This is a genomic window from Vibrio sp. ZF 223 (genome assembly GCF_003050585.1).
Classification (GTDB): Bacteria; Pseudomonadota; Gammaproteobacteria; order Enterobacterales; family Vibrionaceae; genus Vibrio; species Vibrio crassostreae.
In genome coordinates this window covers 507,888-532,011 of record NZ_PIGB01000001.1, presented here as the reverse complement: position 1 = coordinate 532,011, position 24,124 = coordinate 507,888, and the positions used below count along the sequence as shown (strand labels likewise).

At 44.3% G+C, this 24,124-nt stretch carries 20 protein-coding genes; 11 read left to right on the top strand and 9 right to left on the bottom strand.

The window, feature by feature from the left end; all coding sequences use genetic code 11:
• The first annotated feature begins 107 nt into the window (after positions 1-107).
• Entirely contained in the window at positions 108-446 is a 339-nt protein-coding gene (locus CWO13_RS02250; protein ID WP_108082458.1) for a Fis family transcriptional regulator, read from the top strand.
• 76 nt (positions 447-522) lie between these two features.
• Here CWO13_RS02250 and CWO13_RS02245 read toward each other — a convergent pair whose 3' ends face one another.
• On the bottom strand, positions 523-1,422 hold the full coding sequence (locus CWO13_RS02245) for an AraC family transcriptional regulator (RefSeq protein ID WP_108082457.1): 900 nt from the start codon (positions 1,420-1,422) through the stop codon (positions 523-525).
• Positions 1,423-1,876: 454 nt separating this feature from the next.
• Here CWO13_RS02245 and CWO13_RS02240 point away from each other — a divergent pair, with 454 nt between their 5' ends.
• Complete coding sequence (locus CWO13_RS02240; protein ID WP_108082456.1) at positions 1,877-4,108, top strand: hypothetical protein; 2,232 nt, start codon at positions 1,877-1,879, stop codon at positions 4,106-4,108.
• 43 nt (positions 4,109-4,151) lie between these two features.
• On the opposite strand, the gene CWO13_RS02235 is transcribed toward CWO13_RS02240, so the two are convergent.
• Together CWO13_RS02235 and CWO13_RS02230 are read right to left on the bottom strand one after the other, a co-directional pair.
• Positions 4,152-4,613, bottom strand: coding sequence for a hypothetical protein (locus tag CWO13_RS02235; RefSeq protein ID WP_108019602.1), 462 nt, complete (start codon positions 4,611-4,613; stop codon positions 4,152-4,154).
• Positions 4,614-4,793: 180 nt separating this feature from the next.
• On the bottom strand, positions 4,794-5,552 hold the full coding sequence (locus tag CWO13_RS02230) for a DeoR/GlpR family DNA-binding transcription regulator (RefSeq protein WP_102479567.1): 759 nt from the start codon (positions 5,550-5,552) through the stop codon (positions 4,794-4,796).
• Between the two features lie 280 nt (positions 5,553-5,832).
• Between CWO13_RS02230 and ltnD the strand changes: the two genes are divergently transcribed.
• The 8 genes from ltnD to CWO13_RS02190 all read left to right on the top strand — a co-directional run bounded on the left by ltnD (position 5,833) and on the right by CWO13_RS02190 (position 15,093).
• Entirely contained in the window at positions 5,833-6,747 is a 915-nt protein-coding gene (gene ltnD, locus CWO13_RS02225; protein WP_108019600.1) for an L-threonate dehydrogenase, read from the top strand.
• A gap of 2 nt (positions 6,748-6,749) precedes the next feature.
• Complete coding sequence (otnK, locus tag CWO13_RS02220) at positions 6,750-8,006, top strand: 3-oxo-tetronate kinase (protein WP_102431790.1); 1,257 nt, start codon at positions 6,750-6,752, stop codon at positions 8,004-8,006.
• An 11-nt stretch (positions 8,007-8,017) separates the two neighbouring features.
• Complete coding sequence (gene otnC / locus CWO13_RS02215; protein WP_181359905.1) at positions 8,018-8,665, top strand: 3-oxo-tetronate 4-phosphate decarboxylase; 648 nt, start codon at positions 8,018-8,020, stop codon at positions 8,663-8,665.
• Positions 8,665-9,441 carry a 2-oxo-tetronate isomerase gene (otnI, locus tag CWO13_RS02210; protein WP_102431791.1) on the top strand — a complete coding sequence of 259 codons (777 nt, stop codon included), beginning with the start codon at positions 8,665-8,667 and terminating at the stop codon, positions 9,439-9,441. The genes otnC and otnI overlap by 1 nt, the downstream gene beginning before the upstream one ends.
• Positions 9,442-9,600: 159 nt before the next feature.
• On the top strand, positions 9,601-11,055 hold the full coding sequence (locus tag CWO13_RS02205; RefSeq protein WP_102431792.1) for a GntP family permease: 1,455 nt from the start codon (positions 9,601-9,603) through the stop codon (positions 11,053-11,055).
• Between the two features lie 113 nt (positions 11,056-11,168).
• On the top strand, positions 11,169-12,338 hold the full coding sequence (locus tag CWO13_RS02200; RefSeq protein WP_108019596.1) for a glycerate kinase: 1,170 nt from the start codon (positions 11,169-11,171) through the stop codon (positions 12,336-12,338).
• Between the two features lie 200 nt (positions 12,339-12,538).
• Entirely contained in the window at positions 12,539-13,990 is a 1,452-nt protein-coding gene (locus CWO13_RS02195) for a catalase (protein WP_108019594.1), read from the top strand.
• Between the two features lie 230 nt (positions 13,991-14,220).
• Entirely contained in the window at positions 14,221-15,093 is an 873-nt protein-coding gene (locus CWO13_RS02190; protein WP_108082455.1) for a patatin-like phospholipase family protein, read from the top strand.
• Between the two features lie 100 nt (positions 15,094-15,193).
• On the opposite strand, the gene CWO13_RS02185 is transcribed toward CWO13_RS02190, so the two are convergent.
• The 3 genes from CWO13_RS02185 to CWO13_RS02175 all read right to left on the bottom strand — a co-directional run bounded on the left by CWO13_RS02185 (position 15,194) and on the right by CWO13_RS02175 (position 17,616).
• Positions 15,194-16,189 carry a 2-hydroxyacid dehydrogenase gene (locus CWO13_RS02185; protein ID WP_108082454.1) on the bottom strand — a complete coding sequence of 332 codons (996 nt, stop codon included), beginning with the start codon at positions 16,187-16,189 and terminating at the stop codon, positions 15,194-15,196.
• A gap of 222 nt (positions 16,190-16,411) precedes the next feature.
• Positions 16,412-16,744, bottom strand: coding sequence for a DUF1971 domain-containing protein (locus tag CWO13_RS02180; protein ID WP_108019587.1), 333 nt, complete (start codon positions 16,742-16,744; stop codon positions 16,412-16,414).
• Positions 16,745-16,812: 68 nt separating this feature from the next.
• Complete coding sequence (locus CWO13_RS02175; protein WP_108082453.1) at positions 16,813-17,616, bottom strand: ferredoxin--NADP reductase; 804 nt, start codon at positions 17,614-17,616, stop codon at positions 16,813-16,815.
• Between the two features lie 338 nt (positions 17,617-17,954).
• Between CWO13_RS02175 and CWO13_RS02170 the strand changes: the two genes are divergently transcribed.
• Entirely contained in the window at positions 17,955-18,899 is a 945-nt protein-coding gene (locus tag CWO13_RS02170; protein ID WP_108082452.1) for an acyltransferase, read from the top strand.
• Between the two features lie 104 nt (positions 18,900-19,003).
• Here CWO13_RS02170 and CWO13_RS02165 read toward each other — a convergent pair whose 3' ends face one another.
• The 3 genes from CWO13_RS02165 to glgX form a co-directional block, all read right to left on the bottom strand.
• Positions 19,004-19,732, bottom strand: a complete 729-nt coding sequence (locus CWO13_RS02165) for a tRNA (adenine(22)-N(1))-methyltransferase (protein ID WP_102431443.1) — start codon at positions 19,730-19,732, stop codon at positions 19,004-19,006.
• A 140-nt stretch (positions 19,733-19,872) separates the two neighbouring features.
• Positions 19,873-21,615 carry a sensor domain-containing diguanylate cyclase gene (locus tag CWO13_RS02160; protein ID WP_108082451.1) on the bottom strand — a complete coding sequence of 581 codons (1,743 nt, stop codon included), beginning with the start codon at positions 21,613-21,615 and terminating at the stop codon, positions 19,873-19,875.
• 248 nt (positions 21,616-21,863) lie between these two features.
• Positions 21,864-23,837, bottom strand: coding sequence for a glycogen debranching protein GlgX (glgX, locus tag CWO13_RS02155; protein ID WP_102530033.1), 1,974 nt, complete (start codon positions 23,835-23,837; stop codon positions 21,864-21,866).
• Positions 23,838-24,124 lie beyond the last annotated feature (287 nt).

Here is a 24,124-nt window from a genome sequence, read left to right as displayed (position 1 = left end):
AAGTATAAATACTTTGCATTTGAAACATCCACAGTGTCCAATGTCGGTTAAGACAATATTGACCGAAAAACCTTATTTTTTAAGGTGTTAAATAGGAACTTTGCTTCATGCGCAAATCAGATAAGAAGATCGAAAATCAAATCAGAGACGTGTTAACGGACGTGTGTGAAGATACGTTGAAAAGCTACGATGGTTTTCTTTGGGTGACTCATACGGTCAATTTCTCTTCATTCCCGCAAAGTTTGAAAATCGTCTGCGTATTCGACACCAATCAAGATAGAGCTAACTTCATAGAGGGAGGAGGGCAGCAGGAGGTCTCTATTATTACCCAAAAGGCGTTTAGTCAGGTTGGGATTACATTGAAGAATATCGATAAGCACGTCAGTTACGATACACAAGAAAATTGCGACCGCGACCATCAAGGGAAGTGGAACAAACGGCTTTAAGGCGCTTTATTGGTCGTGCTATTTGGTAAGCGATCCAGAGAAATGAAAGCCTACGCGAGGTAGGCTTTCATTGTCGTTACTTGATTGCAGTACAGAAGCTAACGTCTGAATGTTGAGTTTGCGGGTCGTAGCTGTGGTAAAGCTCAAAACAAGGTCGATCGTCTGTTTCAATACCGGACTCAATGACGTTACTCATTAAATCATCCCACGCTTTGGCATATTGGCCGATTTCGGTAATCGTTTGTCTCATCACCGCATATTGCCCGCCGGGAAAGTCCTTCAGTTCGATACCGCTGGGTACTTCCACATCTTCAGGGACCATTAAACAAATGTCTGTTCGGCACTTATCTGTCGGTGTGATTTCTGGATTGTCATGATAAATGAACATGCAGGTATTGCCTGATAACCCTTTAATTTCTGCCCATTGATAAAGACGACCGCTTGGCTCTTCATACCCTTGTCCATAGGGGCCTGTCACTCGTACATACGCTAGTTTTGACGGTTCGAATTGTTGTGTTTTCATTGTCCTACTCCATGTTGTTGGTTCGGAGTCAGTATATGAATTGCTTGCGGTTGCTGCGTTTCCATTCTTGCGCAACGTGTGTCCAATCTTGCTACTTCGCGTCAACTCAGAAAACGCTTGGTAGTCTCCACAATCACGAAATGCCGTAGGAGTTACTCCAAAGTGCTGTTTGAATGCTTTGGCCAAGCTTTGCGAGGACGAGAAACCATATTCCAGTGCGATATTCAGGACTGGTTGCTTGGATTTGAAAAGATCATCAGCTGCGGATTCAAGCCTCAGTCGCCTGATGAAATCAGCAAGCGTCTCGCCTTGAACGGCTTTAAAAGTGCGATGAAAATGGTAGGGTGAAAAGTTGGCTAACGCCGCGACTTCGATTAGGTTGAGTGGCTCGTTAAAGTGTTTCTCTAAATAGCGGACAACCGGAATCAGCCGCTTATGATAGTCAACGTACATTGCTTTATTTACCACTCTCTATCGTCATTGTTCCTATATAGCTTCCGAGACTAACCTATCCCAATTGAGTTTCAATAGAGTGGCATTGGAACTGAGATTAGATGCAGTAAATCTCAGCCCGTTCTGAGCTTTAAGTTCTGATAATCTTCTGTCTTCCAAACTGCTTTATTCTCATTTTGAGAAAATCTGAGCTGATTTTTCGTTAGCCGGAGATACTTGGTTTCCAAATAAAATTAAAATCACAAAAATTTATCTTTTCCTTAATATCTTGATTTTTAATCGACATTTTCTCGTTTTCCTTACCACCGATGAAACAAGACAGACGAGCACTTGAACAATTCAGCAATGTAGTCGATACTTTTTTCGTATTTTGATTCCTAAATTGACACGTAAGTTGGCTGACTTTTCGTCTTGTGATTTAAGGCATGACAGTATCGATTAGGAAATATGATTCATGAAAACCTACACTTCTGGGCTGCTCGCATTCATACCGTCATGTTTAATCGCTGGCTACGCTTTTGCTGTTGGTATAGCAGTTGTGCTGCCAGGGCAACATGAAGCTGGTGTTGATCTTTCGGGCTCCCCACTATCTGCGAATGCTGTCATTGATTGGGAAATTACCAACAGTGATATTGTCTTCGGTGCCTATGCCGACAAAGCCGACAATGAGCGGGCTACGACAATTGGTTATATGTACAACCAAGTCATGGCGATGAACTCGGGTTGGCTGGAGAACGATCTCCGTAACCAAGCTGAGGTAGAAGGCCTCAATTTCGAAGATTATTTCCTACACTTTTCTGAAGATACTGTCATTGCCGAAGTTGATAATACTCACGGTGAAAACACTCTACTAAATCGTAAGCCCATGATCGTCGGTTATACCTCAGGTGAAGATCATGCTGGATTTTGGCTGTATCAAGAGCCTCCATGGGATGCCGATGTGTTTGAGAATTTTGAACAGGGCGGGGCTTTGTACGTCTATCATGCCGAGCAGTTCGAACGGCTGACCTTCAATTTCTCACAGTTTGCTGGCAGCGGAGAACTCTGGATTGAATACCCAACGGTTATTGATTCTCGCGGAATGGTGTCTCGGTGGGAAAGGCTTGATATTAAGAAAGACAGAACCCTCAATATGACCAAAAACCAGTCTGTGATTTGGAACCTACCTAATGATTGGGTGAGAGCGACAACTCATGATGGGAGCGGTGCGAGTTATGGTGGCGGCCAGTATTTTGGTTCAACCTTTTTGAGAGATGGTGGGCGCTTATACGCTGTGAGAGTTCGTTGGCAAAGTGAGAACGCTGACGACAGGCCGCGTTTAAAAGAAGTAGAACTCAAAAACAGTTTTCCAACCGTCAAATTAACCGATGCCCCGAGCACAACACCGGGTGGCGATGCTATCAGCCAATGGCGCAAAATCCGCGGTTTTGATGTGTCTGCAGACCTAGATGGCGATAACTACTTGTCGCCGAGCGAGTATCGAAATCGAACCAATAAGAACGCGACAGCGCGTTTTCGTTGGGAATCAAGAGTGGTGCCATTTGGTCGAATGTGGAGCGCTAATTCATCTTGGTCGTTAACGAACGTCGCAAACACGGATTATCTATCTGCCATTCATCGCTACTACAAGCAAAGCTGGACAAGCCAAGGTTTGAATGGTACGTACAACGACGACACAAATAAACTCATTGGTTCAAACCAATTCTATGTTCATTCTGGCGGGCATGTTCAAGAGTTAGGATCCGTTGCGGGTTCGAATCAAGCGGATGATCTCTACAAAAAGCAGTTTTCAGCGTTTCTGAAAAATCTATCTGCTTTAGAAAGTGATGCGTCGATTGGGTTGAACATCGGAACCGCGAACTTGCTGGGTCGAAATGGACAGTCTCATCTTAGCGAGGCGGGATCTCTGTATTTACGAGAGCACTACATTTTTCCATCTACTGGGTTTAGTGGTTATTCGGGAATCTCTAAATTCTGGGATAATTCTGCGCTCGCCTACAATGGACAAAGTGTTATTTTTCAGGCGACAACGCGTTATGGGCGAGTTCAGTATCTTGGAAATAGTGAAGAGAACTGGAAGCAAGACCAATACTCGACCCTAGCGATCTACCACCTCAATCGACATGCTCAACATAGCTATTTCAATCAGTGGAACAATGGTTACGTCTATGGAAGTGGTAACACGACTGCAGATACTTTCTGGCAAAGTGGTGTCCCTAAAAACATCGCCTATCAACCAAGTTCGTTATTGGCCGTTGATTTGGGAGAGCCGAGTCATCAAATTCTACAAGGCTTTGAGCCGATCCCTTTGATGCTATCGACAACGACACCTCAGCCCGCTGACTACACCATCGTTGGCGACTCCTCGATGAACGAAATGGTGCATGCTGATCTACCCAATGGTATGACTCACGTTCTACCGACGTTTACGTACTTTATGTATCAATCTGAAAATCAGGTGGTCGCTGGTGGTCCTGAGGACATGGTGTTAGCGAGAGAGTTCAACAATGGTCGTGTGTTGTATCGTACGGATTTCCACGGTAAGAATCCGAGCTTTTATGAAACGTCAAAACTCACCATTGCGTTGGATGTTCCAATGAAACCTGTTGATGCTAACGGTAACGTTGGTGACTATGTGAGTGAAATAGAAATTGGCGGTTATGAAGGGCTGTTCTTACTTTATTAAAACCAATGCGAATGAGCACTCTCGAACCAGAGCAGACTAGAGCTTAGGTTCGGGATATCAGCTTATTCTTTTTACACTGCTTAAACTCTTTGGCGATCCACAATTGCTCGTTTAATCCATTGTCGATTAAAGCAAAAAGGTAACCATCGACTTTGCTTGAAGCCGCAAGGTGCTCCTGAAAAGCGTGCTTAGGGTAGCCGGGGTAATCCGTTTCGTATTGAGCGTCTAACTGCTTACCGAGTTGACGCCATTTTACAAATAACTCTGAAGAGGACGTTTCAACCTTATATTGGCCTAAAATGCGTTGATGGTGGGTTAACGCCACTTTAGCGCAGTGGTTGGTCTGTACGACTTTTTGTATCAATTCGACTTGTTCTTCACTCATGGATTTCGCCAGTACATTCTCTTGTTCGATGCGCGCCATTCGCTCATCAAACGTTTCAGCATGGGTGGGAAACACAAAAGTAAGCGGTAAAGCCAATGGCAAAAGGTACTTGTAGAACATAACCAGACTCGCTGAAGGGATTTGTGCCCATTATGCCGTCCGCTGATAATATTATTAATGAATATAGAAACTTAATTGTAAGAATTATTTTTATCGAGTGGATAAATAGATGGTTTTGGAGTTTTGGTATTCAGGCTCTGAATGTTTGATTGGTGAGCCTGAAGCTGAAGGGGGGAACAGTTACGAGTTAATGACCTTAATACCTTTATCTTGAAGCTCATCAATCACACTACTCGAAAGATCAATATCGGTGATCACGCCATCAAGCGCACTTAAATCTAAGGCGTGGAAAGTAGCGATGCGCCCGTATTTGGTTGAGTCTGAAATCAGATAGTTTGAATGAGCTGCTTGAACAATGGCTTGTTTGACTAATACCTTATTTTCACAAGGTGTCGAGAGCCCTTTTAGATTCCAAGATGAAGAAGAGATAAACGCAATATCAATATTCATCCCTGCTAAGAACTCCGCTACTTTGCCCCCAATACTCGATTGATTTTCACGGTCAATCTTACCACCAGTATGGTAAATCTCAGATTGTGTACTGTTCATTAGGTACGCGGCAATCGCGAAGTCATTGGTGATGATAAGCAGATCATCTCGCCCTGCAAGTTGGTGGGCGATCTCCAAAGAGGTGGTTCCGGCGTCTAAGTAGATAGTCGAATACTCAGGAACTAATTGAGCAGCTAGTTGACCTATTTGAGCTTTTTCGTTTGCTTGCTGTTCTACCTTGATGTCGTGTGACAATTCACTGTGAAGTGCTTTAGTCAGCTGAACGCCACCCGAAACTGAAATCACTTTCCCTGATGTCTCTAGCTTTACGATATCTCGACGAATGGTCATATGAGACACCTCTAGGTGCTCAACAAGCTCAGAAATACTGATCACTTCTTGATGTGATAATAGTGACAAAATGGTTCTCTGACGTTCTGCTGGAATCATGATTCTTCTTCTATGTTCTTATTTTTCATTATCCTATCAACCTTTCGTTGTTTTGTGAATATCTGTGAATATCTGTTGTGATATAGCAATAAGAACTGTGATTGTTGCGGAAATTACCATTATCTAATGCCTCGAAAGGGGTAAATCACCCATGTGTGTTAACTTTTGTTAAAAGTGTGACTTATCACTAAGTCGCATTCGGTTGCTTCACATATAATCACAAACATAAACAATAGTTAACAAATTTAAAATTCAATAATTACGTGAAAGGCATCTTGTTATGAGTGAAGTTCAATCTGTTGGTGTTATCGGTTTAGGTTCAATGGGCATGGGCGCAGCTAAGTCATGTGTGCGTGCAGGGCTTGATGTATATGGTTTCGATTTGAATCCGCAAGCGCTTGAAACCTTGGGTGAATATGGTGCAAAAGCGGTATCGACGAATGCGGTTGAGTTTGCAGACAAACTTGATTCTGTTTTGGTACTCGTTGTGAATGCTGCTCAAGTTAACACGGTACTGTTTAAGACTGGTCTTGCGGCGGCACTAAGACCTAACACGCCAGTTATGGTCTCGGCAACGATCTCAGCAGAAGACGCGAAACAAATCGAAGCTCAGCTTGCTGAACATGATCTTGTGATGCTTGACGCACCTGTTTCAGGTGGTGCAGTAAAAGCAGAAGCAGGTGAAATGACTATCATGGCTTCAGGTGCGATTACTACATTCGAGGCATTGGCTCCTGTACTCGATGCGACGGCGGCAAAAGTTTACAACATCGGTGAAGCTATTGGCCTTGGTGCGACTGTAAAGATCATCCACCAATTACTTGCAGGTGTTCACATTGCTGCAGGCGCTGAAGCAATGGCATTAGCAGCTCGCGCGAATATCCCTCTAGATCTGATGTACGACGTTGTGACTAACGCAGCGGGTAACTCGTGGATGTTCGAGAATCGTATGAAGCACGTTGTTGATGGTGATTACTCTCCAAAATCTATGGTCGATATCTTCGTAAAAGACTTGAACTTGGTATCGGATACCGCTCAAGACCTAAAATTCCCGCTTCCACTATCAAGTGCAGCACTGAATATGTTTTTAAGTGCGAGTAATGCTGGCTTTGGTCAAGAAGACGATAGCGCAGTAATCAAAGTGTTCCAAGGCATTGACCTACCGGGTGTTAATACACCAAAAGTGGAGAAGTAATCATGTTATTAGGTGTTATTGCAGACGATTTTACAGGTGCAACAGACATTGCTGGTTTCTTAGTTGAAAACGGGATGCGCACTATTCAATTGAACGGCATTCCGACGGGTGACTTTGATGCTTCAGCGGATGCGGTCGTGATCAGCCTTAAATCTCGCTCTTGCCCGGTAGATGAAGCGGTAACCGATTCGGTGACTGCGCTTAAGTGGCTTCAATCTCAAGGCTGCCAACAGTTTTACTTCAAATACTGCTCGACGTTCGACAGCACAGCTGAGGGCAATATCGGTCCCGTAACCGATGCACTTTTGGCTGAGCTTGGCGAATCTTTCACTATGGTTTGTCCTGCATTGCCAGTTAATGGTCGCACGGTTTACAACGGCCACTTGTTTGTTTTTGGTGAGCTATTAAGTGATTCAGGCATGCGTAATCACCCGGTGACACCGATGACAGATTCCAGTGTCGTTCGAATGATGGATGCACAATCAGAGGGTGTTTCTGGCTTGGTTAACTTCCAAATTATTGAACAAGGCTCTGATGCAGTCACCGCTCATTTTGATGAACTAAAAGCTCAAGGCAACCGTTATGCGGTCGTTGATGCTTTTAACGCAGAACACTTGGTGACGTTAGGCCAAGCAGCTAAATCTCTGAAGTTAATCACAGGTGGTTCAGGCTTAGCAGCGGGCATCGCAAAAAACTGGACTGAACATCTTGCTGACCAAAGCGATGCAAAAAACGCAGGTAGTCCAATAAAAGCGCCAACGGTTGTGTTCTCTGGTTCTTGTTCGGTAATGACTAACCAACAAGTTACAGCTTACAAGCAACTCGCTCCTCACTTCGCTATCGATGTGAAGGCATGCTTAACCAACGATCAATACGCCAATGAAGTATTCGATTGGGTGATGACTAACAACCAAGGTGAGCTTGCTCCTTTAGTGTATGCAACCGCTGATGCGGCTGCACTTAAAGCCATTCAAGAAGAGTACGGTGCACAAGCTTCAAGCCATGCCGTAGAGCAATTCTTTAGCCTGTTAGCTATCAAGCTACAACAACATGGTGTGAAGAATTTCATCGTTGCTGGTGGTGAAACCTCAGGTGTTGTGACGCAAAGTTTAGCGGTTAAAGGTTTCCATATCGGTCCTCAAATCGCACCGGGTGTGCCTTGGGTTAAGTCGGTTGAAGGTGATCTTTCACTAGCACTTAAATCGGGCAACTTTGGTGACGAGAATTTCTTCGCTAGAGCGCAATCATTCTTTTCATAAGCGAGATTCAGATGAGTAAAGTTTTGATGAACGAACAGCAGTTAAGAGAGCAAATGGTAACGCTCGCTCGTTCGATGTTCGAACGAGGTTACGCGACAGGTGGTGCCGGTAATCTCTCTATCAAATTGCCAAATGGGCATTTTCTAGCAACACCAACCGGTTCTTCATTTGGTCGTCTTGTGGCTGAGGAATTATCGGTTGTCGATATCGATGGCAACCATATATCAGGCAAGAAACCGTCAAAAGAAGCGGCATTCCACCTAGCGATTTATAGAAACAATGCAGAGTGCAATGCGATTGTGCACTTACACTCAACATACCTGACTGCACTTTCATGCCTTGTAGGGTTAGATCGTAATAACGCGATTAAGGCATTTACGCCATACTTTGTGATGCGAATTGGTGAATTACCTGTGATTCCTTACTTGCGCCCAGGAGACCCTCAGATCGCTGAAGAGCTTGCAAAGCGAGCTGGCGACTACCGAGCCTTTTTGTTGGCGAATCATGGTCCAGTAGTAACAGGCACTGATTTTGTCGATGCCGTGGACAATGCAGAAGAGTTAGAAGAGACCGCCAAATTAGCATTCTTATTGAAAGGGAATGATATCCGTTACTTAACGGACGAAGAAGTGATGGATTTAAAAGGGAGAGGCAAATAATGGCTAAGTTCGCAGCAAACTTAACGATGTTATTCACAGAAGTGCCATTTTTGGAGCGTTTTGAAAAAGCACACCAAGCCGGTTTCAAAGCAGTGGAATACTTATTCCCTTACGCGTTTGAAGCGGACGAGCTCGCAGAAAAAATGCAGAAATTTGGTTTTGAACAGGCCCTGTTCAATATGCCTCCAGGTGATTGGGATGCAGGTGAACGTGGCTTCGCAGCGATTCCTGGCCGTGAAGAAGAGTTTAAAGCCAGCGTTGATACAGCTCTTATGTACGCTAAAGCGCTGAATTGCAAGAAAGTTCACGCGATGTCGGGTCTACATGATGCGAATTTCACGAGGCAGCAACACGTTGAAACCTTTATCTCAAACATTCGTTTTGCCGCAGATAAGTTTGCTGAGCAAGACATTGAATTGATGATTGAACCGCTGAATAGCCGTGATGTTCCTAATTACTTCGTTGCTCACCAACGTGATGCTGTCGAACTGATTAAGTTGGTCGATAGGTCAAATGTGAAGCTGCAACTTGACCTGTACCACGCACAAATCATGGATGGCGATTTAAGTACTTTGATTCGTGAGGTTGCCGCTTATACCGGTCATATCCAAATTGCTTCTGTACCAGAAAGACATGAACCATCGGAAGGCGAACTGAACTACCCACACTTATTTAGTGTTTTGGATGATTCGGGTTATCAAGGTTGGATTGGCTGTGAATACACCCCAAAAAATACAACTGAAGCTGGTTTGGAATGGGTTAAACCCTATTTATAGAAGCAGCCAGCTTGAGCCTTTAAGGCAGATTTGAACTCGTAAAAATAAGATAAAGCGGCCCAAAATAAAAGTCGCTGCACAATAAAGTGCTGCGGGCGGTACTCCTATGCCTCTCGCATGCAAACCCTACACAACAAATAGTACAAAAAGGAAAATACAATGGATGGAGCACTGATAGGCATCGTAATTGGCATTTTAGCCATGATGGGTATGATCATTAAAACGAGAATCCCGGTGGCACTTGCTATGATTATTGCCAGTATCATCATGGGTCTGTTTGCTGGAATGGCACCAACAGAGCTGATCAACGCAATTAAAGCTGGCTTTGGTGGCGTACTTGGCGGGATTGGTTTGATTATCGCGTTTGGCGTGATCATGGGCGCGTGTTTTGAGCGTTCTGGAGCCGCTGTTCGAATGGCAAAAACGTTTGTAAAGCTGTGTGGTAAAGGTCGCGAAGACTTAGCACTAGGTTTTACAGGTGTACTTGTCGCTATTCCGGTTTTCTGTGATTCTGCGTATATCATTTTGCATTCTCTTGTTCGCGCAATTTCACGTGACACTGGTAAGTCAGCGGTTGGCCTAGGTGTGACTCTAGCGCTTGGCCTACTGATCACTCACGCACTTGTACCACCAACACCGGGTCCAGTTGCAGTAGCCGGTATTCTTGGCGTTGACCTCGGTGAGTACATGCTTTGGGGTTTGATGGTTTCTATCCCTATGATGCTGCTTTCTATGATTTACATTCGCCGAGTAGGTAACGAGTACTACCGCGTACCAAACGGTGAAACATGGATTACTAACCAAGCTGATTGGGCAAACCTAGAGAAAGTAAAAGAGACAGATGACAAAGAGCTACCAAGTAACTTCTTATCATTTGGTCCAATCCTTCTACCAATCGCATTCATCTTAATCAACACGCTTGTTGGCCAAGGTGACACTGCAATGCATACCGTTATTTCACTAATTGGTAACCCAGTGGTTGCTGTTGGTATCGGTGTTCTTATGGCGCTATACGGTCTTACTCGTCACATTGAACGTAAAGACATGGTTAGCTCAATGGATGACGCGTTATCTACAACAGGTCTAATTCTTGTGGTAACTGGCTGTGGTGGCGCAATGGGTGCAGTACTTAAAGCATCTGGTGCTGGTCCTCAAGTTGCAGAAGCTATCGCGAGCAGCGGTATTCCACCTCTACTTGTACCACTAGCCATTGCTTCAATGCTTCGTCTAATCCAAGGTTCAGCAACGGCATCTATGATGGTTGCAGCAACGATGACGCTGCCATTGGTTGAAACGTTAGGTCTAGACCCAGTATTCGTAGCACTTGCATGTGCGGTAGGCCCGGTTGGCTTCTCTCATTTGAACGATTCGTACTTCCACATCATCAACCGTACGCTAGGGATTACTGAACTAGCAGACCAAATCAAGATCTGGTCTGTGTCTTCAACTATCGCATGGGCGATTGGTGCAAGCATCATCATGGTTCTAAACTTGGTGTTTGGTAAAGGCGGTACACTGATTGATCCATTGATTCCAATTGCAGTTTTAGCAGCAGTATTTATCTGGCTAAAAAGCAAAGAGAAATCACAAGTAAAGGCAGCTGTTACTAACTAATACCGCTTACCTTTATATACTGCCCCTATTGCTTGATTGGCTTGCTAATCTGACATAGGGGCATTTTTGGATCGACAGCCTATCAAAATTATTATTTCCTTGGATTTATCAGTATGAAAATTGTTATTGCACCAGACTCGTTTAAAGAATCTTTATCGGCGGTATCGGTGGCGGCGTGTATTGAAAAGGGTTTTCGTGAAATCTTTCCTGACGCTGACTATGTGACTTTACCTCTGGCCGATGGTGGTGAAGGTACGGTAGATGTGTTGTTGCAAGGTTTAGCAGGACAGAAGCGAAGCCACCAAGTAGAAGGGCCGTTGGGGGCACTTGTAAACGCGGAGTGGGCGATACTTGAGCCATCCGCAAGCAATCAGAAAAAAACTGCACTGATTGAGATTGCTGCCGCATCAGGCTTGGATTTGTTAACACCAGAGCAGCGTGATCCATTGGTAGCCTCTTCATTTGGTACAGGTCAGCTCATTTTAGAAGCGATGCAGCAGGGCGTTCAAACGATCATTCTTGGCTTGGGTGGCAGTGCGACCAATGATGGTGGTGCAGGAATTGTACAAGCGTTAGGTGGTAGATTGCTTGATCGTGCAGGGCAAGAACTCAGCCGAGGTGGCGCTGCGCTAGCTGATTTAGCATCTATCGATCTTACCGATCTAGATTCACGCTGTGCTGATATCGAATTGATTGTGGCGTGCGATGTGGATAATCCACTGTGTGGCGATAATGGTGCCAGCCATATATTCGGCCCACAAAAAGGCGCAAGCCCAGAACAAGTTGTGATGCTGGATCAGGCGCTTGCGAACTTTGCTCAAGTAGCTGAAGCGCAAGGTTGTGTTAGTGGCGATGAATCCGTTCACAAGCGCACGGGTTATGGCGCGGCTGGTGGTACGCCGATGGGACTTGGCTTGCTATTCAATATGCAGATTAAACCGGGCATTGAGATGGTACTCGATGTTTTACAAGCCGATGAAGTATTGAAAGGCGCAGACCTTGTGATTACCGGCGAAGGTCAGATGGACAATCAAACCCTTCAAGGAAAAACGCCTTATGGCATTGCTAAACGTGCGAGCTTGCAAGTCATTCCGACGATAGGGATTGCAGGATCTTTGGGCACTGAAGTCGAAGCCTTATATGGTGAAATGAGCAGCTTGTTCGGAACAGTGCGCTCTCCTCAGCCACTCGAGCAAGTACTACGAGAAGCTGAATTGAACCTAACCAGAACGGCGAGGAACATTGCCTCAACTCTGAGGTTAGGCCATGTAATTCTTAAATAAAGTTCGGTGATACAAAGGCTTAGTTAACTCACCTGTTCGATAGGTTTCATAGATAGCAACGATAAATATAAACGATTATATTTTCTAGTCACTCAGGTCTATTCTTTATCCATATTATTTTAGTGGTTTTTAAAGTACTGAATCCACTTTAATCGGAGATATGGCAACGATGCGATATCTTTTACCTTAAGGAATAGACCATGAGTAAAAAACTAACTACAGCTGCGGGTTGTCCTGTTGCTCATAACCAGAATGTTCAAACGGCGGGCAAACGTGGCCCACAGCTTCTACAAGATGTTTGGTTTTTAGAGAAATTGGCTCACTTTGATCGTGAAGTGATTCCAGAGCGTCGCATGCACGCGAAAGGTTCTGGTGCCTACGGTACATTTACTGTTACGCATGACATCACCAAATACACCAAGGCAAAGCTGTTTTCTGAAGTAGGTAAAAAGACCGACTTGTTTGCCCGTTTTACGACTGTAGCGGGTGAGCGCGGTGCTGCCGATGCTGAGCGTGATATTCGCGGCTTTGCATTGAAGTTTTATACTGAAGAAGGTAACTGGGATATGGTGGGTAACAACACGCCAGTATTCTTCCTTCGTGATCCTCTTAAGTTCCCAGATCTAAACCACGCGGTGAAACGTGACCCACGCACCAACATGCGCAGCGCGAAGAACAACTGGGATTTCTGGACCTCTCTACCTGAAGCGCTTCACCAAATCACGATTGTGATGAGTGATCGTGGTATCCCTGCGACTTACCGTCATATGCACGGTTTTGGTAGCCACACATTCAGCTTTATTAACGCAGATAACGAACGTTTCTGGGTTAAATTCCACTTCAAATCTCAGCAAGGTATTAAGAACTTGTCTGATGCAGAAGCGGCACAAGTGATCGGCGATGACCGTGAAAGTCACCAGCGCGACTTGTTAGACAGTATTGACAACCAAGACTTCCCTAAATGGACGTTGAAAGTGCAAGTGATGCCAGAAGCGGATGCAGCGACAGTGCCATACAACCCGTTCGATTTGACTAAGATTTGGCCACACGCGGATTACCCGTTAATTGAGGTGGGTGAGTTTGAATTGAACCGTAACCCGCAAAACTTCTTCGCTGAAGTTGAACAGTCGGCATTCAACCCTGCCAACGTGGTTCCGGGTATCAGCTTCTCACCAGACAAGATGCTGCAAGGTCGTTTGTTTGCTTATGGTGATGCGCAGCGTTACCGTTTGGGTGTTAACCATCAGCATATCCCAGTGAACGCACCTCGTTGCCCAGTACACAGCTACCACCGTGATGGTGCGATGCGTGTTGATGGTAATTTCGGTAGCACATTGGGTTATGAGCCAAACAACGAAGGTCAATGGGCTGAGCAACCTGATTTCGCTGAACCAGCATTGAACCTAGATGGCGCAGCGGCGCACTGGGATCACCGCGAAGATGAAGATTACTTCTCGCAACCGGGTGACTTGTTCCGTCTGATGACGCCAGAGAAGCAAGCGATTCTGTTTGATAACACTGCCCGTAACCTAGGCGGCGTTCCTAAAGAGATTCAACTTCGTCACCTAAGACACTGTTACAAAGCTGACCCTGCATACGGTGAAGGCATTGGTAAATTGCTTGAAATCGATGTGAGCGAATTTAAGTCGTAATCAATAAACTCGCTTAAATAGTCAGAAGGCCGCTGAGTTAATCACTCAGCGGCCTTTTTTGATCATGCTGTGTATTAGGTGAGTCATGTAAGTAGTATCAGTTACTTGAAAATTAGCACCATTTCTATTGATAGTTTTTACCTATCGAATTGATAAACACATCCCATTATCTTTATAAAATGGACGGGATTATCCTACAGCTATCAGTTTATAAAGTAATAGAGTTTGAGATGAGTAAAAGCGCATTAATCGTTGAAGGTGGGGCAATGAGAGGCATCTTCGCAGCCGGAGTGTTGGACGCCTTTATGCAAGACGATTTCCGTCCCTATGATTTTGCTATTGGCGTATCTGCGGGCGTGTCGAACCTTGTTGGTTACTCATCTCAAGCACCGAAGCGTAGTTATAACGTGATTACTACCATGGCGACCGATAAGACGTTTTTTAACCCTGCTCGCTTTGCTAAAGGTGGCAATTTGGTCGACGTTAAGTGGTTGTGGGATGAATCTAACCAACGTTATCCGCTTGATTACGGTCAGCTGTTCTCAAGTGTTCCTTTAATTGCTGCTGTAACTAACGTCGATACTGGCAGTGCAGACTACTACCATATCAAGCCTGAAAACCTTTCTAACGTGGTTGAAGCAACAACGGCTCTACCTATCGCTTACCGTGAAACACCGTGCTTCTCTGGTGGTTGTTATACCGATGGTGGCGTAGCGGATTCAATTCCGGTTCGCGAAGCCTATCGTCGTGGTGCGCGAGACATTACCGTGATTCTTTCTCACCCACTTAGCTACCGAATGAAACCGCAGAAGTATCAGTGGATGCTGAAAAAACTACTAAAGAAATTCCCTAACATTGCAGAGTCGATGGCGGTGCGTGCTGAAAACTACAACCAATCTTTGGAGTTCATTCGTAACCCTCCAAAAGATGCGACCATCAAGGTGATTGCGCCACCGGAAACGTTTGCAGTTAAGCGACTCACTATGGATCAAAGCATCTTGGATGCAGGTTATGAGATGGGCGTGAAGGCAGGGGAAGAGCATCTGGCGATTCGAAAAGGTACATACGGGTTAGATATAGAGGATTGTCACTTCTGCATCTAGCCCTGCTTTCGATACAGGCATAAACCAAAAAGCCACGCTGTTCATCAAGAACCTGCGTGGCTTTATATTTGTAGATCTAGTTTGTTTTTAACTCAGTTCGTTATTGAACAAGCTCGTTGCCGCTCGTATTGCCTGCAAAGAAAGCATCAACGCTGGTTAGGGTTGTATTGGCGATGTTGAACAGAGCATCTTTGGTTAAGAAAGCTTGGTGACCTGTGAACAGCACGTTGTGACAAGCAGATAGGCGACGGAATACGTCATCGACAATCACATCGTTAGACTTGTCTTGGAAGAACAGCTCTTTCTCGTTGTCGTAAACATCAAGGCCAAGCGCGCCAATCTTACTCTGCTTAAGCGCTTCAATAGCTGCAGTTGAATCTAGCAGTTCACCGCGGCTAGTGTTGACGATCATCACGCCATTTTTCATTTTCTCAAATGCAGTCGCATCTAATAGATGGTAGTTTTCTTTACTCATAGGGCAGTGTAGAGAAATCACATCAGACTTTTTGTAAAGCTCGTCTAGCTCTACATATGTAGCGCCTAGCTCAACGGCTAGTGGGTTTGGGTATGGGTCGTAACATAGGATGTTCATGCCCAAGCCTTTCAGAATACGCATGGTCGCTAGGCCAATTTTACCGGAACCAATCACACCAACGGTTTTACCGTGGAAGTTAAAGCCAACCAAGCCTTCTAGAGAGAAGTTTGCATCACGAGTACGTTGATATGCCTTGTGAAGCTTACGGTTTAAACACATCATCATGCCGACCGTGTGTTCAGCTACCGATTCTGGTGAATAAGCCGGAACGCGAACCACTTGCAGGCCAAGCTCTTTGGCTGCGTCTAGGTCGACTTTATCAAAGCCAGCACAGCGCATTGCAATCAGCTTGGTGCCGCCTTGTGCAAGAATCTCCAGCACTTCTCGTGATAGATCGTCGTTTACAAACGCACAAACCACTTCATTGTCGTGCGCCATTTTCGCTGTGGTTGTGGTGAGGCGAAAATCATGGAAATGAAACTCAGCGTTGAGTTCGCCTTTCGCAAGGTTGAATGATTTTTCGTCATATGATTTTGAGCTAAAAAAAGCAATGTTGAGCATGGCTTCCTCTCTTACCTAAAAAATGAATACCCCAATTATGTTTATTTGATAAGGGGTAAAAACTAACAACTCCGTTCAGTGTGCTAGAGTTTTTTTGTCTTGTCTATCACCATTAGTCATTGTAATCACTAGGGTTATTTGGTCTCTTGTTGTTATTTACTGAACATCAAAAATCACATTACGATGTAGATTGCTTATAAGTTCATCAATATCGAATAGATATTACTTTCGAGTGTTGAACATCTTCTTGGTCTCTTTTTCTGACCAGAAGTTAATGTTGAATTGTGCGTCGTCACTCAGTTCTACTCGGTGCCAATATTGAGGTGGACTGGTGGCAAATTGCCCTGCTTCGATAGTGATAACGGTTTCTGGGTCTGTTGCTTCTGCATCAGCAAAACCATAGAAGGTCACTGTGCCTTCCATTACGCAGATCTGACCAAACACGCCTTTAGCTGTATTGTGATGATTGAGCAGTGCTGCTGGGATGTTGTCCTTAGTGAAAAACGGTGTTGAACGTTGAATTTTCCAGTGAGAAGGAATACGTAAATGACTCATATAAAACCTCTTATTTAACTTTAACTGTTCTTTGAAATAGGTACTTCGGTGTTTTAGGTGGCCTATCTTTACCAGTAATTTTCACTGCTGAATTGACCAGGCTTTCTCCGTAGATGCTTTTCGAAACCTAAACTTGTTAGTGCGTCACTTGTGTCACGAACCATTTGCGGATTGCCGCAAAGGTAGAAGAAACTGCGGGTTTGATTGAAAGCGATAGACGCGGCTTGCTCGAGATCGCCTCCAAGTAACAAACTTGGGATTCGTCCGCGCAAAGTTCCGGTAACTGATTCTCTAGAAATAATTGGCACATATTTAAGTTTTCCTTGAAAGTGATCGACGAGTTGAGTGATACGGTCTCGATAAGTCAAGTCTTGTTCTGTTCTTACGGCATGAACCAATACAAGGTTGTTGAATGAGGCGGCTTTTTCTGTAGCCAATCCATTCTGTTGTTGAATCTGCATGCTTTCGAGCATTGAGATAAATGGGCCAATCGCGGTTCCGGTTGAAAGCATCCATAGATCGTCGACGTTCTCTGGGATCTCACCCAATGTCATAAAGCCGCTTGGGTCTTTGCCGACAAAGATGTCATCGCCTGCCTTCAATTCATGAAGCTGGGGCGAGAGCTGACCGTTTTGATCCTTAATAATCAAAAACTCGAGATGTTGATGACCTTTTTCGTGCTCTGGCGCGTTCACCATCGAATAAGCACGTCTCACGAACTCATCTTCACTATTTAGCAAACCGAGCTTAGTAAACTGACCTGCCTGATAAGGGGAGACAGGAGCACTGACTTGGAGTGAGAACAATTGTTCTGTCCACTCTGTCTTGTGTAGGACTTTTCCGGTTACCAAACCATGAGGAATATCTGTCATATCATCACCTTTAAGAAGAGAAGTTATCTCATTAAGGATACTCAACTATTTACATTTTGGAGTTGCATGTACCATGCCAATAATGAGAATGCTTATCAATACTGACTTGATGGCTGAAATTAATTTTTTTGTGTCAAAAAGACCCTTTTATAAATTGGTCTAAATGACTCATATGTGTGTTTGTTGTGTACGTGGTGCGTTGTTTTGGGGGATTTAGAGCCGAGCTTTCGCAAAGTCCGAAGAGTGGTTTGACCCCTGAAGTATTGTACTAATAACTAAAGAGAATAATTTGTAGATGCGTATAATGGCGGCTTTCGATCTCAATATAGCCGTGTTTTATGCTTGATAATCTTCGTATGGCCTTGAACGTGTTGTTCGTGACCATCAATACCGCAATGACTGCGTTTACCGTGAGCTTCTTTGGCCTCATCAAACTGATTCTGCCAATCTCTGTTGTGCAAAAGTCGTGTACTCGTTTAGCTAACTTCACATTCTGGTGCTGGGCTTCGCTCAATCTTTGGATGTTGAACGTGAATAATGACATCGAGTGGCAAGTGGAAGGCGGGGAAGATATCTCGACTAAGCAGTGGTATTTGATGATGTCGAACCACCTGAGCTGGGCGGATATTGTGATTTTGTCTTCCATCTTGAAAGACAAGATGCCGATGACGAAGTTCTTCCTTAAGCACGAACTGCTGTATGTGCCTTTTGTTGGCTTGGCCTGCTGGGGCTTGGATATGCCGTTCATGCGACGTCACTCTCGCGAGTTTTTGCTACGTAACCCAGAGCGTCGTAATGATGACTTCAATGCAATCAACAAAGCGTGTACTAAGTTCAAGCTAGCGCCGACAACATTGGTTAACTTTGTCGAAGGTACGCGTGCTAACCACGACAAACTGGCGACAGCGAAAACTCCATACCGACACCTATTGAAACCAAAAACCGGCGGTGTAGCGTTTGCTTTATCTGCAATGGGTCCAATTTTGGATGGCATTGTGGATGTGACTCTAGCTTACCCTGAAAACCAAACCTCTCCGTTTGAAGATATGCTGAAAGGCAAAATGACTAAGGTAGTTGTGCGTATTAAATTGCACCCAATGGATGAGAACGTAAACGGCAATTACTTTGAAGATAAGGCGTTTAAACGTCGCTTCCACAGTTGGTTGAACAACACGTGGAAAGAGAAAGATGCTTATCTTGATACGGTTTATGGGGTTGATACGCCCTCTGAGGCTGAATCGATTGATGAGACAGATGCGGTTCATAAGAAACAACAGCAGTAAGCTCAAACCAAACTGATAGTATTGAAAAAGCCGATAGTTCATTGAACTATCGGCTTTTTATTGATTTGAATATTCTTAATATTCAGCAATAAAGTTAGTACTTACTATGGTTTAACCGACTGGTAGGCATCAATAACATGCTTCACTTGACTCGGTTTGCCTTGCTTCTCCTGTCCTTGATGGATACGTAAGTAGTGCTGCAATGTTTTGGCTTTGTATTGCTGTGATACCTTCATTTGTTCGTCACAATTTGGTGCCCAGATCTTGTCACCGACGTTCGATATCTCGCGAACGTTTTGGCTATTATCTGAATCACCTTGGTTATTACTCACCAATAAAACCTCGTAGTAACGACGGTTCTCTTCGATCAAAATTTCATCAATAAGACCAAAATTGAGCGCCTTTAAATGGCTTCTCAACTCGAATTGCTGATGCACCGGGCAAAGCAAGAAATCGATCGCTTTGTCTGGGTGTTGACGGTGAATATCATCGACTAATTTCTGAGTCAGATCGCCACCGACGCCTGCAATAATAACCAGGTGTTTGCCAGTATGTTTCTCAAGCGGAATAGCGGCGACATCCATGCAGTAGACTTGCCATTGACTGGTAACCGTTTTTTCAGCTCTGTTATCTTGTGGAAAGTAGCGCGCTAGCTTGCCTTCCAGTTCATTCATCAGAGACGGGACTATATCGACAAAGTGAATCTGAGAGGCTTTGTTATCCGACAACAGTTGAACACCCAAAAAGCCATGATCACAGCAACAGTCCCAAATATGCTGGTAGTCATTGCTGACAAGGGAATGGAGAGTTTGCAGTCGGTTACTTAGCTTCATAAGGTTCGTGTCGTTAGAAAAGGGGATATTGTCTTATCGAAGGCGCATTGTAATGACTTTCTAGAAAAACAAAAGCACCTTGGATGTGAACCCTAGGTGCTTTGTCGTGTGAGATAGTCTACAGGCTTGTTGGAATACGTTTAAGATGCTTTGGCAACGGCTCTGATATGGCCTTCCACTCGGTTCTTACCAAGCTGTTGTGCGATAAGCTTTGCCTGTTCCGCTAGCGCTAAAGCTGAATCGCGTTCGCCTTCTATTTGCGAGAACCCCACGCTAACCCCTAGTGATAAGGTGATATCTGGAGTGACGATGGTTTTCTCCGCGATTGCTCTTCGGCACTGGTCTAGCTGGAATTTGGCATCTTTCACATCATTCGCTTTGAATAATACAGCGAACTCTTTTCCTCCAACACGTGCCAAGCAAAGACCTATTGGTTTAGGGAAGTAACTTCGTATTGATTCTGCAGTCAGCTTAATCATCTTGTCGCCCACTGCTTCACCGTAGGCACGGTTTACGTGGTCGAAGTTATCGATATCAAGCAGAGCAACATAGGTATCGGGCTCGCTCGCGTAGTTTTCGATGGCGCTACTGAAACTGTTTTTATTGTCTAACTGTGTCATCAGATCTTTGCTGCTCAATTGATGTTGAAGCAGTAAGTTCGACAAAGATACCTCAGTGTAATCTCGGATCATTCGCAGAATATTCTGGCTAATCGGTAAGTTTGCGTTTACATAGAGCACAGCGATCAACTGCTTACGAGAGTGCAAAGGAATACAGTAATGGCGTTGGTGTATTTTGAGTTTACGCGCCAATGGGTCGGCGTATTTTCCGCTTCTGTAAGCCATGGAGTCCGGAGCAAAGCGCTCTGCAAGGGCTTTGTCACAATGTACCGTTGATTTATTTCCGTGATAGTCGATGGTACTGAATGAGTGGTTCTCAGGCTGATAGAGACAGAATTGAATGCCTTTTTGGTAGGTGAAGCTATCAAGTATGGATTTTAACTCTCGCTTAAAGCTTACAAGGTCATCGACTTTATTCAGTTGTGACAAGGACACGTTCAAACGATAAGCCAAATAGTTTGCGCCAATCCACAATAGAAGCAGTGAACCAAGTACCAAGCCCGTTAACGTAAACTGGTGTGAGCTGGTTAAGATATCGTGGCGATCAGTGCCAGCGATAAATACCCAATTCAAGCTGTTGTCAGCGTCAAATACCGATATTTTGAAGTTATCTTGATAGTAGTATTCGTGCTTACCGACGGTTTCACCTTGTGAGAGTTGATGGCTGATACCTGCGTGATAGCTAACAGATTTAGAGCCTATACGTTTTGGGTCTGGGTGGAAAACCAGTCGTTCTGTCGCTCTATCCACCACGAACACATAACCATGGTTAAGGGTCTTTAAATCTCTTAAGCCTTGTGTGGTGTGCAGAAGATCAAACTCTATCCATATTTCTTCATTCAATCTTTCCGCTGTATGTTTAACTGCGAACACCCAACGACCATCTGCTTTTTGGTAAATTGAAGAGATGTAGAAATCCTCAACCACACTGTCTATTGAGTTCCATTTTATGGAGTCGATTTGTTCATGGGAAAGAGGTAATCCACGACTTGATATATATTGTTGGGATTGTGGTTGGTACCGAACGATATCGGAGAAGTTTGGCGTTCTTTTTAGAATATTATCGCTCAATTCTCTGAATTTTTTATCACCGATTGGAGCCGTTTTAGGTAAGCCTAGACTGGTTTCTAAAAAATAGAGCTTGCCGAATGTCGCTTCGATGTTGGAACGAATAGTGGAGCTTGCGATACGAATGTTTGACGATGATTGTTCAGTTGCTGCTGTTTCTACTTTTTCAAGCTGAGCCACAGCTAGATAGAGCATCCCTCCAGTTAATAAAATAATGTATGGTTTAAAAAGCCGAATTAATGTTTTAGGTAAAGCCATGATATCCAAAGACGTTATAGATTCATTTTTATAGTACGGCCATACTAAACAGTTTTCGTAATCACATCAATGCAAATGATTCCATATAAATGAATGAGTTTTGTGATATTAGGCTAACAAAAAAGCCAGTCATAAATATAACTGGCTTCTATGGTTTTCGGTGTTTTATTACGTTGGCTTAACTTTTAACTTAACTCAGTCTTTCCTGGCGAATAATGCAAAATCGCCATCGAAGTTGGCGACAATAACATTTCACCTTCAGCATGACCCGGTTTTACATTTCGTAGGTTAGTATCGCAGATCTTCACCCAGTTTTGATCACGATCACTAGGTAAAGAAAAACGTGCTGGTGCGTTGGTTTGGTTGATCAGATAAATCAACTCGTCACCATTTTTACCAATGCCTAAATGCAGCGCAACTGAGCTTAAACGGTTCCAGTCATCATGCTCCATGAGTGTGCCATCGACACGGCTCCAGAAGATGCGATTAGAGTTACGCTTTTCGCCACTGAATGCCTTAATAAATGGCACCATGTATTGCTGACGAGCAGAAATCATTTCCGATAGCCAAGTCTTGAAGTATGTCTTGCGTTCAGAGTCTTCCCAGTTAAGCCAACTTGTCACGCCATCTTGGCAGTATGCGTTGTTGTTACCTTTTTGAGTATGAGATAACACATCTGCCGTCAGAATATGTGGAATACCAAAAGCAAACAGCAGGCTCGCCATGAAGTTACGTTTCTGCTTCTCACGCGTGGCGATAACTAACAGGTTTTCTGTTTCGCCTTCAACACCATAGTTCTCAGAGCGGTTGTCACCGTGTCCATCGCGATTGTTTTCACCATTCTCTTCGTTGTGTTTGTGCTTGTAAGAAACAAGATCCTGCATGGTGAAACCATCGTGATAAGTGATGTAGTTGACGGTCAATTTGTACGGCCAGTGTGCTGCGCTATAGATGTCACGTGAACCCATCAAGCGAGTCGCAAACTCTTTCAGGTAGCCTTGATCACCGCGCCAGAAGCTGCGTGTGATGTCTCTGAGCTTGTCGTTACACTCATTCCAACCTAACGGGAAATTACCAACTTGGTAGCCATTCGGGCCGATGTCCCAAGGTTCAGCGATGAGCTTAGTTTCTTTAAGTACAGGATCTTGAGCAACGGCTTTGAAAAAAGCGGCCTCAGGATTATAGTTGTCACCTTCTCGCCCCAGCGTGGCTGCTAAATCAAAACGGAAGCCATCGACTTGGAATTCACTCACCCAGTAGCGAAGCGTATCCATGACTAAGTTGAGTGCAGGTTGATGGGTTAGATCGACCGTATTACCGCAGCCTGTGAAGTTCGCATAATGACAGCCATGTTTGATGTAGGAGTTGCTATCCAGCGCTTTTAGATTGAACGTTGTCCCACCTTCACCACCTTCAGCTGTGTGGTTGTATACGACGTCAAGGATGACCTCGATACCATTGCGGTGCAGTTCACGAATCGCGGTTTTGAGCTCAGTAACCGCGTCTTTTTCTGCATAGCGAGGGTCTGGCACCATGAACAGATATGGGTTGTAACCCCAATAGTTTACTTTCCCCATATCCAATAGGTGGGGTTCATGCATACACGCAGCAATAGGTAAAAGTTGTAGAGAATTGATATTTTGCTGTTTATAGAACGCAAGCATTTCAGGGCTAACTAACCCTAAGTAACGTCCTTTAGTATTGGTCGCTACTTCAGGATGAAGTTGAGATAGGCCTTTTACATGGGTTTCAAAAAGAACGGTCTCTTCGCGGCTAATGCTTGGTTTTTCTACGCCTTGCCAATCGAAAGTGTCATCAATAACAACACATTTCGCCATAGCAAAGCTCTTCTCATTGGTATACGGCGTGACGTAATCGAGCGGTTCGCTGATTGCTTTGGCATACGGGTCTGAAAGTAGGATTGGCCCATTGTCAGTGTCAGCAATGAAGCCGTATTTTTGCCCCGCTTTTATACCATCAATAAAAACATATCTGATATCAGCGTATTCATTTTCCAACTTATAAGTGGTGAATTTATCGTTCTCGTCAAAAAGAGCAAGAGAGAGGGATTTACAGTCAGGAGAATAAATTGAGAAGTTACAGCCAGTGTTTCCTAGCGTTGCGCCTAGTGGATAAGGGCGAGCGAGCGTTCTAGTCATTGCTTGATTTCTTGTTCGTTTATCAACATCAGTGAACTATAAGTAAAAAGCTTTGTCACAGTAAGGTCAAGCAACTTCACAGAATAATTATTGTTAAAAAAATAATTTACCGATTAGGTTCAAATTATATATTTGAAGTAGATCTCACTTAAGGTGAATAATTAGATCTGTGTGCTGTCTACTCCTCCTAGATTAAGTGATCTACCTCTTTAAAACACCATTCTGTATATTTTCTACTCCCCTCTAGTCCCCCTTAATTAACTTAGGGGTGGAGGAAGTCAAACTTG